Raw genomic sequence first — 15,558 nt, forward strand, 5'->3', positions numbered from 1 at the left:
CAGCCAGCCAGGGGTAAACAAGGCGCAACGGCCGGAGCCTTCCGCAGCGCCTGCGAAGTTCTGACCACGAGGAGAATGATCATGGAAAACGCGATTCACACGCTGAGCGATTTGTTCCGCCAACTCGGCTTGCCGGATGACGCAGCGAGCATCGAGGACTTCATCGCCCGTCATCGGCCGCTGCCGCCAGGGGTTCGTGTGGCCGAGGCGTCGTTCTGGACACCAAGCCAGGCGCAGTTTCTGGCCGAGGAAATGAGCGATGACGCCGACTGGGCGGAACTGGTCGACACCCTGGCTTTACTGCTCAGCGAATAGTTCCTTTCCGGCCATGCGCCTGCGGCGGCGTTTTTGGCTGAATCGCCGCTATCTGTTATGGTCGCACCGATGCACAACATCATCTCCGTATCCGAACTCTCGAAGACCTACGACTCGCGCTTCCAGGCGCTCAAGCGCATCAATCTGGACATTCGCCGTGGCGAGATATTTGCGTTGCTGGGCCCCAACGGCGCGGGAAAAACGACGCTGATCAGCATCATCTGCGGGATCGTCAAGGCCAGCGAAGGCAGCGTTCGGGTCGATGGCCACGACATCGTCGCCGACTACCGTGCTGCCCGCGCGATGATCGGTCTGGTGCCGCAGGAACTGACCACCGATGCCTTCGAGTCGGTGTGGGCGACGGTGTCGTTCAGCCGTGGCCTGTTCGGCAAGCCGGCGAATCCCGCCTACATCGAAAAGATCCTCCGCGAGCTTTCGCTGTGGAACAAGAAGGACAGCAAGATCATCACGCTTTCGGGCGGCATGAAGCGTCGCCTGCTGATTGCCAAGGCGCTGTCGCACGAGCCGGAGATTCTCTTCCTCGACGAGCCGACCGCCGGCGTTGACGTCAACCTGCGCCGCGACATGTGGCAACTGGTGCGCTCGCTGCAGGCCACCGGGGTGACCATCATTCTGACCACTCACTACATCGACGAGGCCGAAGAGATGGCCGACCGCATCGGGGTGATCAGCAAGGGTGAGATCATTCTGGTTGACGACAAGGCCGAGCTGATGCGCAAGCTCGGCAAGAAGCAGATGACGCTGCAACTGCAGACCGCCCTGGAGTACATCCCGCCTGCGCTGGCCGCCTATCAACTCGAGCTGGCGAGCGATGGCAACGAGCTGATCTATACCTTCGACGCGCAGGGCGAGCGAACCGGCATCGTCGCGCTGCTCAAGGAGCTTAACGACGCGGCCATCGTTTTCAAGGACCTGCACACCACGCAAAGTTCGCTCGAAGATATCTTCGTCAGCCTGGTGAAGGAAGAGAAATGAACTGGCATGCGATGCGCGCGATTTACCTCTTCGAGATGGCGCGTACGCGCCGCACGCTGTTGCAGAGCGTCATTTCGCCGGTGATTTCGACGTCCCTTTACTTTGTCGTCTTTGGCGCGGCGATCGGCTCGCGCATCGACGAGATCGAGGGCATCAGCTACGGCGCTTTCATCGTCCCCGGGCTGATCATGTTGTCGCTGTTGACGCAGAGCGTTGCCAACGCCTCGTTCGGCATCTACTTCCCGAAGTTCACCGGAACGATCTACGAGCTGCTGTCGGCACCGATCTCGTACATCGAAATCGCGGCTGCCTATGTCGGCGCCGCGGCGACCAAGTCGATCATCCTCGGGCTGATCATCCTGGCCACGGCGGGTCTGTTCGTCCCGCTGCAGGTCGCGCATCCGCTCTGGATGCTGCTTTTCCTGGTCCTGACGGCGGTGACTTTCAGCCTCTTCGGTTTCATCATCGGCATCTGGGCCGACAATTTCGAGAAACTGCAGCTCGTGCCGCTGCTGATCATCACCCCGCTGACTTTCCTTGGCGGCAGCTTCTACTCGATCAACATGCTGCCGCCGGTCTGGCAGACGATCACCCTGTTCAACCCGGTGGTCTATCTGGTCAGCGGTTTCCGCTGGAGTTTCTACGACGTCGCCGACGTCGGTGTCGGCGTCAGCCTGGTCATGACGCTATTGTTCCTGGCGGTGTTTCTGGCCGTCGTGGCGTGGATTTTCAAGACCGGATATCGGCTGAAGACCTAGTGTAGTGCTGCGTTCTTGATGAGACTTTCAGCGCCCCTGACGGCCGGGTGAAACCCGTGGCGTCGCTGGATTTCACCCGCTGCCCAGGCACCAAAACCGTGCAAGCATCCCCCAGGCACCGTCATTGCGAGGAGGCGCAGCCGACGCGGCAATCCAGTTCCATTCTCTGACTACAGGTGCGCCACACCAGCCAGGCGAAAAACAAGACCTCTGGATTGCCACGTCGGCTACGCCTCCTCGCAATGACGTGCGGGCGGCCGTGGCGCGTCATTTTCGCCGCGACGTTCAGCCCGCCGGACAGCCGCTTGAAACCATGCCGTCGCCGGCATTCTTGGGTTTCCTGCTGCGTGCAACACGACATGAGACTTTCCGCGACGCTGCCAGCAGCATGACAGCCGTGGGGTGGGCTCGATTTCACCCGCTGCCCCGCGCTGCCCACGTCACCAAGACCGTGCAACCATTCCCCAGGCACCGTCATTGCGAGGAGGCGCAGCCGACGCGGCAATCCAGTTCCAGCCTCTGACTCCTTGTCCGTTACATCAGCCAGGCGAAAAACAAGATCTCTGGATTGCCACGTCGGCTACGCCTCCTCGCAATGACTTGCGGGCGGCTGTGGCGCGGTATTTCCGCCGCGACTTTCAGCCAGCCGGACAGCCGCTTGAAACCATCTCGTCGCCGGCGTCCTTGTGTTTCCTGCTGCGGGCAACACGACACCCGCCGGCTGCCTGTGGTGGCGGTACCGAGGAGGAAGTTTTCCGCGGCGTCCGCAACCCCGGCAGGTGTCAACGGACCTTGGCCGCACTGAGCGTCATGCTGCCTTGCGCTTGCCGGATCTCATCTGCGGCCGGCATGAGCTGGGTCAGCGCCTGGCGCCGGGCGTCCTTGTCCAGCGCAGCGAGTTGGGAGACGCTTCGGTAGAACTGCGGCAGATCGTAATCCAGTCGGGCGAGCAGGACTTCGAACGCCGGCACCAGCTCGTTGTAGAGCGCGAGCGATGCCAGCTTGGCGTTGTTCAGGTCGTCGCCAAAGAACGCGTCGTAACCGGCATAGCCGCCCCAGCTGGCCTTCAGTTCGGCGTAGTCGCTGCGCAGGGCGGCGAACAGGGCGGACTTGGCGTCGCGTTGCGCAACGGTCGGGCGGGCGCGGTCGGCGCGGTCGGTGTCGTACAGCGCGCGAAACCTGTCGCGATAGGCGTGCATCAAGGCCGCAAAGCCGGCCTTGCGCAGGCGCTGCGTCTCGAAGATGGCGCGCTGCTCGGGTGCGGCGTTGCTCGCCAGCCAGCGCCGCATGCCTTCGTTTTCCAGGGCCGTGGCGAAGGACTCGTTGAACAGCGAGTCGTCGTTCACGAAGACCACCTGGTGGGCCAGTTCGTGAAAGACGATGCGCGCCACTTCCGGCGTACCGAAGCGCAGGAAAGTGTTGAGCACCGGGTCGTCGAAATAGCCGAGCGTGGAGTAGGCGGGGACGCCGGCGACGTAGGTGTCGTAACCCTGCTGGCGCAGCTCGGCGGCGAGCGCTTCAGCGTCACGCTGGTCGTAGTAGCCGCGGTAGCTCACGCAGCCGACCATCAGCAGGCACCAGTTCCTGGCTTTCAGCGACAGTTCGGGCGCGGCGAATACGTTCCACACCACGTAGGGTCTGCCGAGGTCGGCGTAGGTACGATAGCTGCCGTTGTCCGGCAGGGCCAGATCGCGGCTGGCGAAGTCGCGTATCGCCTGCACCTCGTGCAGCTTGCTCTTCAGCCGCGGATCGCTGGCCGGATCGCTCATCAGCCTGTCGATGGGCGTGGCGGCACGCATTACGGCGAGGTGCCCGCCGATCGCCTGTGCGTAGTAGCCGGCGTTGCTGCAGCCGGTCAGCAGGGCCGCCAGCAGCAGCACGAGCGAATCCCTAAGCCGGCTCTTGATCATGGCGAAAGTGACCCGTCTCGAGAAAGGATACGATTTGCGCGGCACACGCAGGTGAGGCGAGCATTTGCGAGTGGGCGACGGGCAGGGCGATGAAATCGGCGGCGCCGGGAAAGCGCGTTTCCGCCACGGCCACGACGCCGTCGTTGGGATGCGGCAAGCCGGGGACGACGCGGCCGAGGCCGAAGCTGCGCGTGCCCGCGAGCACGCCGACCGGTGGCGCTGACGCGAGCAAGGTTCTTGTCGGCGCCGGACGCGACAACCATTCCATGATCGAGCGGCCGAGCAGCGTCGGCAGTCCCGCGACCCTGGCCAGCCGTCGTGCGCAGTGGCTGTCGACGCAAGGCGTGCCGAGAAAGATCGCCCGGCGCAGGCGCGGATCGACTGACTGGGCCAGGAGGTCGAGGATGATCAGCCCGCCCATGCTGTGGCCGACGAGATGGATGTCGCTGGCGCCCGTCGCCTCGATAAAGGCTTTGAGCGCCTGCGCATTCTGCCCCAGCGTGGCGCGCACGCTGGGGTAGCCGAAACGCCGCGTACGGTATCCACGGCGCTGCAGCCAGTGGCTGTGCAGCGCGAAAACGGCAGCCGGCGTCCACAGGCCGTGCACCAGGATGACGGTGGGCTTCGGGTGTCGATGTCGAGACGGCGTGCTGTCGTCCAATGCCTGCTCCTGTAGGGCGTGCTGCCGTCAATTCTACGGCTTCGTCGGCGCCGCGTCGTTGCGCAGCGAGTATTGCGCCCGCCGCGGCCGGGCATTGCATGCAGGAGTCGGGGGTCTGGAAGCGCAGGCGGGTAGCGGGTATCGTGCACGCCTCAGATCATCCATCGCCACACCGCACGCATCCCCCATGAATGACACGCGACAAGCAAGTATCGACCCCGTCCTTTCCACGCTCGAACCGGCAGCCGTCTGGGCGCATTTCGCGACGCTTTGCCGCATTCCGCGCCAATCCAAGGCGGAAGGGCGCTTGCGCGACGAGATTCGGCGCTGGGCGCTGGCCAGAGGACTGTCGGCGACGGTCGATGCGGCGGGAAATCTCCTGCTTTGCAAGGTCGCCAGCAGCGGCATGGACGATGCACCTGGCGTCATTTTGCAGGCGCATCTGGACATGGTCTGCGAGAAGAACGCGGGCACCGCGCATGACTTTTCGTGCGATCCGATTCGGCCGCTGGCCCGCGACGGCTGGTTGCTGGCCGAGGAGACGACGCTCGGCGCCGACAACGGTATCGGGGTGGCCCTGATCCTGGCCGCGCTCGACGACGACTCGCTGCGGCATGGACCGCTTGAAGCCGTGCTGACGGTCGACGAGGAAGCCGGCATGGGCGGGGCGCACGGTCTGCAGCGCGGCTTGCTGCAGGGTCGGCTGCTGCTCAACCTCGATACCGAGGAGTGGGGCGAGTTCTACCTGGGGTGCGCGGGCGGTCTGGACGTCAACGTGCATCGCGAGGGTCGCGCGGAACCTGTGCCGGGCGATCTGTCCGCCTGGCGCATCGATCTGCGCGGCTTGCGCGGTGGACATTCCGGGATCGACATCCACGAGCAGCGCGGCAACGCGATCAAATTGCTGGTCCGCGTGCTGCGTGACCTGGAGAGCCAGCTGCCGCTTCGTCTGGCGCAACTGAGCGGCGGCTCGGCGCGAAATGCGCTACCCAGGGAGGCGTCGGCGACGCTGGCCGTGCCGTCGGGGAGCGTCGTCGCCCTGGCGGCTCGCCTGGCGTCGTGGCAGTCGTCGCTGCGCGAGGAATTGCCGGGCGTCGATGGCGCGCTGCACATCGATCTCGTGCCGGCCTCGGTCGACGAGCTGATGTCCGTCGACGATCAGTTCATCTGGCTGGCGTCGCTGTCTGCTGCACCGCACGGCGTGCGGCGCCATAGTCTGAGCGTTCCGGGGGTGGTCGAGACGTCAAACAACCTCGGCATGGTCGGGATCACGCCGAGTGCTGGCTTTTGCAACTTCATGGTTCGCTCGCTCGTCGACAGCGGCAGCAAGGCGCTCGCCGACGAGATCGTGGCGCTCTTTGCGTTGTCGGGAACGGTCGCAGAGCAGGGCGGCCACTATCCGGGCTGGGCCCCGAATCCGGCTTCGCCGCTGCTGGCGCTTTGCCAGTCGGTCTACCGGCGGCAGTTCGGCGCCGAATCGAGCGTCCAGGTGATCCATGCCGGTCTCGAGTGCGGCCTCATTGCCGCTCGTTACCCTGGCCTGGACATGGTCTCCTTCGGGCCGACCATCCGCGGCGCGCATGCGCCCGGCGAGCGCGTCGAGATCGCTTCCGTAGGACGGGCGTGGCAACTCCTGACGGCGATTCTTGCCGCTGTCGGTGAAGGCGGTGCGAGCGCCGAATCGCCTCGGGCGCCCACGGCTGAGGCTGAGGGAATGAGCTGAAGAGCGGATGGATGCGGACGATCTGCAACTGCTGGTGACCTGGAGCATGCCCTACGGCAAGTACAAGGGTCGTCTGATTGCCGATTTGCCGGGCAACTATCTGAACTGGTTCGCGCGCGAAGGGTTTCCGCCGGGCAAGCTCGGCCAGCTCCTGGCGCTGATGCACGAACTCGACCACAACGGCCTCTCCGGACTGCTCGCGCCGCTGCGCCAGCGGTGAGGCGGCGGGGCGGTGGGGCGGCGGGGCGTATCTGCCGTTCCAGATCCTTCGCCGCGCAGGTTCATCGCCGCCCGTTGTTTGCCGGGTTCGTGGTGCGGAGCTGCGCATGCGGGCAGGCAGGGTCCGGGGATAGAAAACGACGTTTCGCTGCATAGGATTTCATGCCACGATTGCGGCCATGACTGCCTCATCTCCCCTTGGCGAGACCCGCGCTGCCTGGTTGCTGGCCGGGGTGGAGTTCTTCTTCGCGCTGAGCTGGGTGGTGTACGTCATCTTTCTTCCCGAACTGCTGACGCGCGGTGGCATCGACAGGCGCTATCTGCCGTGGATCATCGCCGCCGACCAGTTGATCTTCGCCCTGGCCGACTGGTGGATGGGGGTCGCCGTCGATCGGGCGCGCGCGGCGCTGCGCATGATCGGGCCGATGCTGGTGCTGCTCTCGGCGGTTTCGGCGTTGGCGATGCTGCTGATGCCGTGGCTGGCAGCGACGCCGGCGCTGTTCCTGTTGGCCATCGGCGTCTGGGTGGCGACGTCGTCGGCCTTGCGGGCACCGCCGTACGTACTGCTTTCGCGCTACGCCGGGCGGGCGACGCTGCCGCGCCTGGCTGGCATCCAGTTGCTCGGGCTGGCGGTGGCGTCGGCGCTCGCGCCTTACCTGGCAATCGTTCTCAAGGGGGTCGACCCGGCGCTGCCTTTCCTGCTCAGCGCACTGGCCGTGGCGGTTTCGGCGCTGGCGCTGGTTTATGTCGAGCGGCGCTTGCCGGCTGCGTCGCTACCGGCTGCCGGAAAAGCGCCGGGGACGGCGGGCGGGGCGAAAGGCTCGTGGGCCTTCCTGCTGCTGCTCGCCCTGCTCCTCGCCTTTGGCCAGCAGGTGCATTCGCTGATCAACTCGGCGGCGCAGTACAAGCGGCTGGCCGATCCGGCGCTGCTGCCCTGGTTGCTGCCGGTCTTCTGGATCGGCTTCAGCTTTGGTCTGCTCGGCGCTGGTCGCCTGGTGCGGGCGCGTGGCGTGCTGCAGGTTCTGCAGGGGGCGTGCGCGCTGGGCGCGCTGGCACTGACCGGGACGGTGCTTGCCGTTTCGCTGGAGGCCTTGCTGTTGAGCCAGTTTGCGGCCGGGATCTTCTGGGCCGCCATCCTCTGTGCCGCGATCGGTCTGGCTGCCGAGAGCGGCAATCCGCTGCACACCGGCCGCCATACCGGTGCCTTGATGGCGACGCTGGCGGTGGCGGCGTTTTCACGTATCGGGCTGGCGGCTTCTGGTGGTGCTGCCGCGGTGGGTGCCCAGGTGCTCGATTGGTTGCCGGTGGTCTTGTGGTGTGTGGTCGCGCTTATCGTGCGACGCATGCGTTAGGCGGCGGGTCGCCGCGCTTGCTGCACTCGCGGCAATCAGTGTTCCTTGCCGTCGACGCGCGGCTGTAGCAGGTACGGGATATAACGCCAGGCGAGGATGGCGAAGCTGCAGAACCAGCACGCTGCGGCGAGCTCGATCCAGCGCAGGTAGCCGGCCGGGTCGATCTGCGGGATGACGTTGCGGAGCACGAAGCCGGCGATCATGATCCACAGCACGGCCTTGTCGAGACCGTCGAAAACCACTTTTCTGCCGGTATGGCCGTTGACGATGCGGATCAGCATGGCCGGGATGATCAGGCCCATGGCGCCGAAGGTGAATACGTGCATCGGCAGCGAGCCTACCCACGCCGGCTGCGCGACCTGCGCGACGAAGTCGAGCAGCAGCTGCGCGACGATGGCCAGGTAGCCGAGATACATGATGCCGATGTCCAGCCGGCGCAGCGCCAGCTGCGGCTTCCAGAACGCGAAGCGAACGAGCAGCAGCAGCGCCAGCAAGAAACCGGTCCATGCCGCGACGGGTGCCGGCAGCAGGCTGGCAAAAACCAGCAGCACGGCGAGCATCTTGATGCCCGTGTCGAGCACCACGTTGCGCAGGATTTCGGCGTGCATGGCGTTTTTCATGAACTGGGTCAGCGTCCTTTCGAGCATGACCAGAAAGGCGACTCGGAAAAGCGCCACGGTCATGCTCGCGCCCGCCTGAAAATGCGCTTCGCTGAGCAGCAGGTTCTTGGCGACCAGGAAGAGCGGCAGGATGATCAGGAAGAAGTAGTTGTCGCGGAAGGAATCACTCTCGCGGTGGCGGATCAGCGACCACAGCAGCATGGCGACGATCGACGCCAGAAAGAGATTGCTGGCGAGGCGGAAGGCGAGTGGCGGCAGCGCGCCGGCGTACCACATTCCGGCGCGTTCAAGCAGCCACGCGCCGACCAGCAGGATCAACGTCGTGCCATGGTAGCCGCGAATCTTTACCCAGTTCTTGGTCGACGTGAGCAGGAAGCCGCCCATCACCGCCCAGCCGAAGCCGAAGAACATTTCATGCGCGTGCCACTGGACGGGCGAGAAAGGTGCCGGCGGCGCGGCCAGGGTTCCCGCGTAGAACAGTGCCCAGAGAACCGGCAGGGCAAGTCCCGACAGGCAGGCGAGGGCAAAGAAAGGTCTGAAACCGACCAGCCATAGAGCTTGTTCGGAAAATCGCATGTTCCGGAGGCCTCGATGAGGGGTTCGCGGGAGAGGCGCCACGCGCGAGCGCGCTGGAGCGTTGTTGCGTTGTTGCGTTGTCGGGTTGCCAGGCGCTGATTTTCGCGCAGTGGCCAGTGGCTGGCTTTGATCTAGAACGGCGCCGGGCAGAAAAACTGCAGCGGCTGCCTGCTCTCGGGGTGGGCAAAGGCCAGCGTTTCGGCGTGCAGCAGGAGGCGCGTGTCCTCTGGCGCGAGGTCGGTGCTGCCGTAGAGCGCGTCGCCGACGATCGGGTGGCCGATGGCCAGCAGGTGCACGCGCAACTGGTGCGTACGCCCGGTCAGGGGAGTAAGCAGCAGGCGCGAGCGATTGGCGGTCGGGTCGTGCGCGAGCACCTGGTAGCGGGTGATCGAGGGCTTGCCGGCGAGCGGGTCGACTTTCTGCCGCGGTCGCCGGGGCCAGTCGGCACTCAGTGGCAGGTCGATTTCGCCGCTGGCAACGAGCAGTTTGCCGGCGACGACCGCCACATAGCGTTTGTCGACCTGGCGATTGGCGAACTGGCTGCTCAGCCGCCGCTGCATCTCCTTGCCGCGTGCCAGTACCACCACCCCGGAGGTGTGCATGTCCAGCCGATGCACGATCAGCGCGTCGGCGAATTCGGCCTGCAGGCGCGCGCTCAGGCAATCCTGCTTGTCTTCGCCGCGACCGGGTACGGCGAGCAGGCCGGCTGGCTTGTTGACCACCAGCAGCGCCGCGTCTCGATAGAGGATTTCCGGTGTGCCGCGGCACGGATCGGCGCTGGCAGGGATGGCGGGGATGGTGGGGAATGCGGTTTTGACGGCGTTCATGCGCGAGCGGAGTAGGGGAAAGGCACTGATGGAATTTGCCGAAAGCGGCCAATTGTCGCGCCAATTGGCCGGTCGCGGCGAGAGCCGGCAAATCCATTACACTGCACGGGCGCTGCGACGCGCTGCCAGCAGCCGATCGGGACGGGCTTCCGCCAATGACAAATCACTTCCAGGAGAAGAGCTTGAGCACTGCCATTCCAGAGTTGACGACGATGGCCATCGTACTGAACGAGGGCCTTGCCGAGATCACCCTGAATCGTCCGGAGCGGTCGAACGCCATCAACCAGGCCATGTGGCAGGAGCTGCGCATGGCCTTCTCCTGGGCCGACGAGAACGATGAGGTGCGGGTGGTGATGCTCAGTGGCGCCGGCCGGAACTTCTGCGCCGGCATCGACCTGGCGATGCTCGCCGGTGTCGCCGAGCGCGTCGCGCATCGCGACCCGGCGCGCGGACGCGAGGCGCTACGCCGCGTGATCCTCGATCTGCAGGATTGCCTGTCGACGATCGAGCGTTGTCGCAAGCCGGTGCTGGCGGCGATTCACGGCGCCTGCATCGGCGGCGCGATCGATCTGGTGAGCTGTTGCGACATGCGCTACGCGGCCGCTGACGTGCACTTTGCAGTGCGTGAAATCGACGTCGGAATGACCGCCGACGTCGGCACGCTGCAGCGCCTGCCGCGCCTCGTCGCGGACGGCATCGCGCGCGAGATGGCCTATACCGGGCGCAAGGTCGATGGCTTCGAGGCCAAGCTCATCGGCTTGATCAATCAGCTTTTCGAGACCCCGGAGACGCTGCTCGACGGCGTTCGCGAGATCGCCCGGACGATCGCCGCGAAGTCGCCGCTGGCGATACGCGGCAGCAAGGAGATGCTCAACTACGGGCGTGATCATTCGGTCGCCGACGGCCTGAACTACGTGGCGACCTGGAACGCGTCGATGCTGACTTCGAGCGATCTCGAGGAAGCGATGACCGCCATGCGCGAGAAACGGCCGCCCAGCTTCAGCGATTGAGGCGCGTGCACGGACAGCCGCAGTGAGCGTCGTGAACACCTTTGCGCATCACGTCGGGCTGGCCGCGCCGCTGTTCGTTCTCGTGCTTGCCGGCTACCTGCTGATGCGCGGCTGCGGCTGGCCGAAGGCAATGTCCGAGAACCTCTCGCGTTTCGTGTTCTCGGTGGCTCTGCCGGCGATGCTGTTCCGCATGATGAGCGACTTCTCGAAGCTGCCACCGGTCGACGCGCGCCTGCTGGTCGCTTTTTTCGGCGGCTGCCTGATCGTCTTTGCGATCGGCCGTCTGCTTGGCTGGTGGCTGTTTGCGCTAGACGGAGTCGGGCAGTCGGTGTTCGCGCTGGGCGGCGTGTTCTCGAACAACGTCCTGCTCGGTCTGCCGCTGGCCAAGGTCGCTCTCGGTGAGGCGGCGGTTCCGTTGGTGGCCCTGGTGCTGGTGTTCAACGCCTTGCTTCTGTGGACCCTGGTCAGCGTGTCGATCGAGTGGGCGCAGCATGGCAACTTCTCGGCGCGCGGCTTTGCCAGGACGGCGCGTGGCGTGCTGACCAATCCGATCGTCGCCGGCATCCTTTCGGGAGCGCTGTTCGGTCTTGGCGGCTGGCCCCTGCCGGCTCTGATCGCGCAGCCACTGGGGATGCTGGCGCAGGCGGCGGCGCCACTGGCGCTGATCGTTCTCGGCATGGGGCTGGCCGAGTACGGAGTGCGCGCCGGCTGGCAAATCAGCGTCGCCATCTGTTTCCTGAAGTTGATCGTGCAGCCGCTGGTGGTCTGGGCGCTGGCGTTGCTGATCGGTCTGCCGGCGATGGAGACGCAGGTGGTCGTTCTGCTCGCTTCGCTGGCCGTCGGCGCGAACGTCTATTTGATGTCGCGCCAGTTCAACACCCTCGAAGGGCCGGTGGCCAGCAGCCTGGTGTTGTCGACGCTCCTCGCGGCCTTGAGCACACCGCTGCTGATGACGCTGACCGGCAGCTGAGAGCCCGTGCCGATATTCCGCAGGATTCGCGGTGGGCGTGAGTGCCTCGGTGGTGATGGCGAGGTCATTGGCTAATGTTGGCGGTGGCGCGAGAACGCACAAATCTGGCGGCGACAATCGGCGTCCGGTACTTGCTGCGAAGCGGGTATTCGGAATGAGGCGCCAGTCGCCTGGTCGTCGGCCATTACGGCCATTACGGCCGTTGGACCATCAGACGCGTTGCGACCGTTCGGGAGCTGTTGGCAGCCGTTGGCCGGGAAACCTGTCCGAACGGCCGCTGTCGCAAGACTCGAACTCACCCTCTCGACCCCTTGCTGACGCTCGGTTTGTCAAGAAGGCGACGTCAAGTCCCCGCAGACAGGCGGCGCGCCGACGCCGCGTCGCCCACTTTTCAAGCGCTGCTCCCGCGGCGGCGCCAATGACCGCAGCATCGTCCACGCCTTCGCCGCTCATTACCTGGCCAGTACGATACCCGGCGGACTCCATGTGCCTGCGCCTGCCGGAAGGATCGAAGGCGCTTCCGTCTTCGGCCAGTAAAGGCGCATGACGAGGTAGATGCTGTCGTTCGGTGCCGGAAGCCAGTTCGCTTCCTTTGCCTTTCCCGGTGAATCCTTCTGAATGTAGATGGTGAGCGATCCGTCCGCGTTCTTCGTCATTGCCGGCAGCATCGGCGAGTTGATGAGGTAGCGGTTGATGGGGTTCTCGATCAGCAGCTGTGTCTTGCCGTCGTACATCGTCACCGACCAGAACGCGTTCACCGGTGGGAACTCCCCGGCAGGAAAGGTGATGCTGTAGTTGTTCTTGCTGCCATCGAGCGTCTCGCCACCGGCATCCTCGCGAGTCATCGCGTAGCAGGCTTCCTCGGCATCGTTGCCGTAGATGCCGGCCTTGGCCCCGGCGGCGCGGAGCAGCCAGTCGCCATGGAAGAACTCACGATTGCCGAAGAACGAGCTGATCTTCCAGCCATTGACGCTCTTCTGCTGGGTGGAAAGATATTTCTCGATCTTGTCCTCGCCGGCCTTCATCCCCAGGCCGACGGCGGCCTTGTGTTCGAGCGAAAGGTCCTTGAAGTCGAAGGTCTTTCCGGCGCCGATGCCGATGGTGGCGAGCTTGGCGCGGATTTCCTTTTCCTCGGGACCGGCGGGCGCGAACTGAAGGGCGAAGTCGAGGTATTCGAAGAAATTCGACTTCACCATTTCCTTGTCGATTTTCGGGAAGTCGACTTTCGGAGCGGCGGCGGGAGCGGCTTGCTTGAGGAAGGCGGAGAGCGGTTCCGGTTTGTAAGCGCCCTGGATTTTCACCACGTTCGGCATGTCGTCCGGGTTGAAGAGCTGGGTGCGGAAGCCGGCGATCGGGAACTGCGTGGTCGAGTGGAAGACCTCCTTGATCCCGGCGGGCTTCTCGCCCTTCCATTCCGGTCCTACGACCATGTAGCTACCGCCGCCGTTGCCGGTGGAGCGGCTGCTGATGTAGCCGAAATTGAAGGTATTGCCGTCCTCCAACTGCACGGAGAAATAGCGGTCTTTCTCGATCGCTGGCACGGTGATCACCATCGGCTCGGCACGCAGGTCCATCCACAGGAAGGAATACGGCGTGTCGCTGTTGGGCGTTACGATGGCGGTGTCCTTGTAGGTGAACACGCGGGCTTCGTTCTTGATCTCGTTGAACGGTGCCTTGAACTGGCCGGAATCCTTGTCCACGGCGTATTCATACATCACCGCGTAGTTCATCACGATCGGCAGGCCGTAGATGAAGCCTTCCTCGGCAATGGCCTTGGTTTCGACAATGCTTGGAACAGCAATGCCCGTTTTCTTGTCGGTCTGATTGGCAGCCGATATGGGGTCCACCTTCTCGTTGCAGCCTGCCAGCAGGGCGACGGCGATCATGCCACAGAGAGCGTGAATGCGAATTGCAGATCTGGCTTTTTTCATTTGTTTCCTCGTGGCTGGGCTTTGTAGGGGACAGATTTGCTATGGCTCGAATTCACTTCGTACTTCAAGCCATGCCTTAGGCATGTTCTGTCAGCGGCAAGTCGCCGTCATGGGCGGCGGGTCGCTTATGGCTCGATAGAGTATAAACAAAGGTTCCACTGATTGCTGTACGGCAACAGTACCACCGTCCGGAATTGGTCTGTTTTCCGCGTTCAGCATTCGACCAGAAAGCTGCAGTCGGGACCGGAGAAGTCACGAGCACAGCCGCGGCGGGGCTTAACGCGATCAAGGGAAGAGCCGCCCGAACGACAGGGTTCCTCTTCCGCTGCGACCGGAAGCGGCCCAATTCTGACCTTCAAGCCGCCGACTGCTGATGGGCCGGTAGCAAAGTAGAGCAGTCGTTCATGGCGATTAAGTTTCCTTCAAACGCTTGGTGCTTGAAAGCGTGCGAATAGCGTAAAAAGCCCCCGGGACCGAGGTCGGTGCCGGGGATCGAGAACGGTCGCATCAGGAGGTCATTCGCTCACCTGCTGTTGACGATTTGGCCACTGAGCACTACTGCGGCCCGGGCTGTACGTGTGGCGATCATTGTGCTGGAAGAGGAAGACTGAAAAAAGGTGTTCCGGGCGGCGGCCGCTCTGCCGGCGCCGCCCGCGTCGATTCCTCTCGGAGGCCTTCCGTTGCGGTCGGGAAGTTGTCGGTAAACTTTACACGTACATTTGTTTTGTCTTGGATTCGTTTCCAAAATACGGATTTAATGGAAGGTTGTTGAATGGTACAAAACTTGCTTGTTAAATTTGGCTCGCGCGGTTATGGCGCGGAGGTCGACTGGAGATAAACATGGTCAACACGGTAAAGGCAGTGCTGGTGGGAATTCTGTCTCTGGGGTTCTTTTCGACGGCACAGGCCACGCCTGTGCTGTGGACACTGAACGGAACGCTCCTGAACCCAGCAACGCTCGCAAACGCAGGAACGGCTGGCGGGTCATTTGTCTACGATGACGATACCGACGTGTTCTCGGACATCATGCTGACGACTACGTCCGCAAGCCCGACCGGGGGACTGACGTTCACGCAATTCCTGGGCGAGAGTAGCGGGCTGATTTTCGGGCAAACGACCCCTGGCGACCCTGTGATTGCTCTGTTCCTGCGGTTTGTTTCGAAAAACGACCTGACCAACGCCGGCGGCAACCTGACGATCGGCAACTCGTCTACGGGATACATCGCCGAAGGCTACTGTACGGTTGCGACCTGCGACAATGGCCTTTTTAGCGTCGCCAGCAACTGGGATTACGAGGCGACAAACACGCTGGTCGGGAGGCCCATGGTCGTCCCGGAACCTGGCACAACCGCGCTGCTGGCGCTTGGCCTGCTGGGTACGGTCTTCGCGAGACGGCGCCGTCGCTGAAGGGGTGAACTACGCTCCGGCCTTCGGCAGCATGGGATAATAGCGCTGGTGTCGTGTTGCCTTCTTGACGAGACTTTACGAAAGCTCGAAGGCTGCGGGTAATCCGGCGCCCCTCCCGCACCCACCGTCATTGCGAGGAGGCGTAGCCGACGCGGCAATCCAGTGCCATTCTCTCTCTGCCTTTCCGCCGCATCGCCAACGCGCAGCGCCAAATCCCAGGGTTGCCACGTCGGCTGCGCCTCCTCGCAATGACGCGTCGGCTGATGTCGTGCTGCGACATCTT

At 63.9% G+C, this 15,558-nt stretch carries 14 protein-coding genes; 9 read left to right on the plus strand and 5 right to left on the minus strand.

Annotated elements, in window-relative coordinates:
* The first annotated feature begins 81 nt into the window (after nt 1–81).
* The 3 genes from QZ634_RS02005 (at nt 82) to QZ634_RS02015 (ending at nt 2,069) form a co-directional block, all read left to right on the plus strand.
* The gene (locus tag QZ634_RS02005; protein ID WP_291985120.1) at nt 82–315 is read left to right on the plus strand and encodes a DUF2789 domain-containing protein; all 234 of its coding nucleotides are present in this window, start codon (nt 82–84) and stop codon (nt 313–315) included.
* Nucleotides 316–384: 69 nt separating this feature from the next.
* Nucleotides 385–1,311, plus strand: coding sequence for an ABC transporter ATP-binding protein (locus QZ634_RS02010; RefSeq protein WP_291985122.1), 927 nt, complete (start codon nt 385–387; stop codon nt 1,309–1,311).
* Entirely contained in the window at nt 1,308–2,069 is a 762-nt protein-coding gene (locus QZ634_RS02015) for an ABC transporter permease (RefSeq protein WP_043567682.1), read from the plus strand. Before QZ634_RS02010 ends, QZ634_RS02015 begins: the two co-directional genes overlap by 4 nt.
* A 782-nt stretch (nt 2,070–2,851) precedes the next feature.
* Here QZ634_RS02015 and QZ634_RS02020 read toward each other — a convergent pair.
* Together QZ634_RS02020 and QZ634_RS02025 are read right to left on the minus strand one after the other, a co-directional pair.
* The gene (locus QZ634_RS02020; protein ID WP_291985125.1) at nt 2,852–3,949 is read right to left on the minus strand and encodes an aminopeptidase; all 1,098 of its coding nucleotides are present in this window, start codon (nt 3,947–3,949) and stop codon (nt 2,852–2,854) included.
* 10 nt (nt 3,950–3,959) lie between these two features.
* On the minus strand, nt 3,960–4,640 hold the full coding sequence (locus tag QZ634_RS02025; protein ID WP_291985127.1) for an alpha/beta fold hydrolase: 681 nt from the start codon (nt 4,638–4,640) through the stop codon (nt 3,960–3,962).
* Between the two features lie 187 nt (nt 4,641–4,827).
* On the opposite strand from QZ634_RS02025, the gene QZ634_RS02030 reads away from it, so the two are divergent.
* From QZ634_RS02030 to QZ634_RS02040, 3 genes are all read left to right on the plus strand, one after another.
* Nucleotides 4,828–6,363, plus strand: coding sequence for an aminoacyl-histidine dipeptidase (locus QZ634_RS02030; protein WP_291985129.1), 1,536 nt, complete (start codon nt 4,828–4,830; stop codon nt 6,361–6,363).
* A 7-nt stretch (nt 6,364–6,370) separates the two neighbouring features.
* Entirely contained in the window at nt 6,371–6,583 is a 213-nt protein-coding gene (locus QZ634_RS02035) for a DUF3820 family protein (protein WP_291985131.1), read from the plus strand.
* A gap of 178 nt (nt 6,584–6,761) precedes the next feature.
* A complete protein-coding gene (locus tag QZ634_RS02040) occupies nt 6,762–7,934 on the plus strand; it encodes an MFS transporter (RefSeq protein ID WP_291985133.1) in 1,173 nt (390 codons plus the stop codon).
* 35 nt (nt 7,935–7,969) lie between these two features.
* Here QZ634_RS02040 and QZ634_RS02045 read toward each other — a convergent pair whose 3' ends face one another.
* Both QZ634_RS02045 and QZ634_RS02050 read right to left on the minus strand, forming a co-directional pair.
* Nucleotides 7,970–9,130, minus strand: coding sequence for an NnrS family protein (locus QZ634_RS02045; protein WP_291985135.1), 1,161 nt, complete (start codon nt 9,128–9,130; stop codon nt 7,970–7,972).
* A 131-nt stretch (nt 9,131–9,261) separates the two neighbouring features.
* Nucleotides 9,262–9,957 carry an RluA family pseudouridine synthase gene (locus QZ634_RS02050; RefSeq protein ID WP_291985137.1) on the minus strand — a complete coding sequence of 232 codons (696 nt, stop codon included), beginning with the start codon at nt 9,955–9,957 and terminating at the stop codon, nt 9,262–9,264.
* Between the two features lie 182 nt (nt 9,958–10,139).
* On the opposite strand from QZ634_RS02050, the gene QZ634_RS02055 reads away from it, so the two are divergent.
* Together QZ634_RS02055 and QZ634_RS02060 are read left to right on the plus strand one after the other, a co-directional pair.
* Nucleotides 10,140–10,967 (plus strand): crotonase/enoyl-CoA hydratase family protein, encoded by an 828-nt coding sequence (locus QZ634_RS02055; RefSeq protein ID WP_291985139.1) that lies wholly within the window; start codon nt 10,140–10,142, stop codon nt 10,965–10,967.
* 31 nt (nt 10,968–10,998) lie between these two features.
* Nucleotides 10,999–11,937 carry an AEC family transporter gene (locus QZ634_RS02060; RefSeq protein ID WP_291987949.1) on the plus strand — a complete coding sequence of 313 codons (939 nt, stop codon included), beginning with the start codon at nt 10,999–11,001 and terminating at the stop codon, nt 11,935–11,937.
* A gap of 452 nt (nt 11,938–12,389) precedes the next feature.
* Here the strand turns inward: QZ634_RS02060 and QZ634_RS02065 are convergent, their stop codons facing one another.
* Nucleotides 12,390–13,868: a DUF1254 domain-containing protein gene (locus tag QZ634_RS02065; RefSeq protein ID WP_291985141.1), complete on the minus strand. Its 1,479-nt coding sequence runs from the start codon at nt 13,866–13,868 to the stop codon at nt 12,390–12,392.
* 840 nt (nt 13,869–14,708) lie between these two features.
* Here QZ634_RS02065 and QZ634_RS02070 point away from each other — a divergent pair.
* Nucleotides 14,709–15,275 carry a PEP-CTERM sorting domain-containing protein gene (locus QZ634_RS02070; protein WP_291985143.1) on the plus strand — a complete coding sequence of 189 codons (567 nt, stop codon included), beginning with the start codon at nt 14,709–14,711 and terminating at the stop codon, nt 15,273–15,275.
* Nucleotides 15,276–15,558 lie beyond the last annotated feature (283 nt).

It is taken from the genome of Candidatus Accumulibacter sp. ACC007, from assembly GCF_907163205.1.
Taxonomy (GTDB): domain Bacteria; phylum Pseudomonadota; class Gammaproteobacteria; order Burkholderiales; family Rhodocyclaceae; genus Accumulibacter; species Accumulibacter regalis.

Bases quoted from the DNA above. Each gene is read 5' to 3' on its own strand.
- QZ634_RS02005 (WP_291985120.1), top strand. From the start codon at position 82: ATGGAAAACGCGATTCACACGCTGAGCGATTTGTTCCGCCAACTCGGC.
- QZ634_RS02010 (WP_291985122.1), top strand. From the start codon at position 385: ATGCACAACATCATCTCCGTATCCGAACTCTCGAAGACCTACGACTCG.
- QZ634_RS02015 (WP_043567682.1), top strand. From the start codon at position 1,308: ATGAACTGGCATGCGATGCGCGCGATTTACCTCTTCGAGATGGCGCGT.
- QZ634_RS02030 (WP_291985129.1), top strand. From the start codon at position 4,828: ATGAATGACACGCGACAAGCAAGTATCGACCCCGTCCTTTCCACGCTC.
- QZ634_RS02035 (WP_291985131.1), top strand. From the start codon at position 6,371: ATGGATGCGGACGATCTGCAACTGCTGGTGACCTGGAGCATGCCCTAC.
- QZ634_RS02040 (WP_291985133.1), top strand. From the start codon at position 6,762: ATGACTGCCTCATCTCCCCTTGGCGAGACCCGCGCTGCCTGGTTGCTG.
- QZ634_RS02045 (WP_291985135.1), bottom strand. From the start codon at position 9,130: ATGCGATTTTCCGAACAAGCTCTATGGCTGGTCGGTTTCAGACCTTTC.
- QZ634_RS02050 (WP_291985137.1), bottom strand. From the start codon at position 9,957: ATGAACGCCGTCAAAACCGCATTCCCCACCATCCCCGCCATCCCTGCC.
- QZ634_RS02065 (WP_291985141.1), bottom strand. From the start codon at position 13,868: ATGAAAAAAGCCAGATCTGCAATTCGCATTCACGCTCTCTGTGGCATG.
- QZ634_RS02070 (WP_291985143.1), top strand. From the start codon at position 14,709: ATGGTCAACACGGTAAAGGCAGTGCTGGTGGGAATTCTGTCTCTGGGG.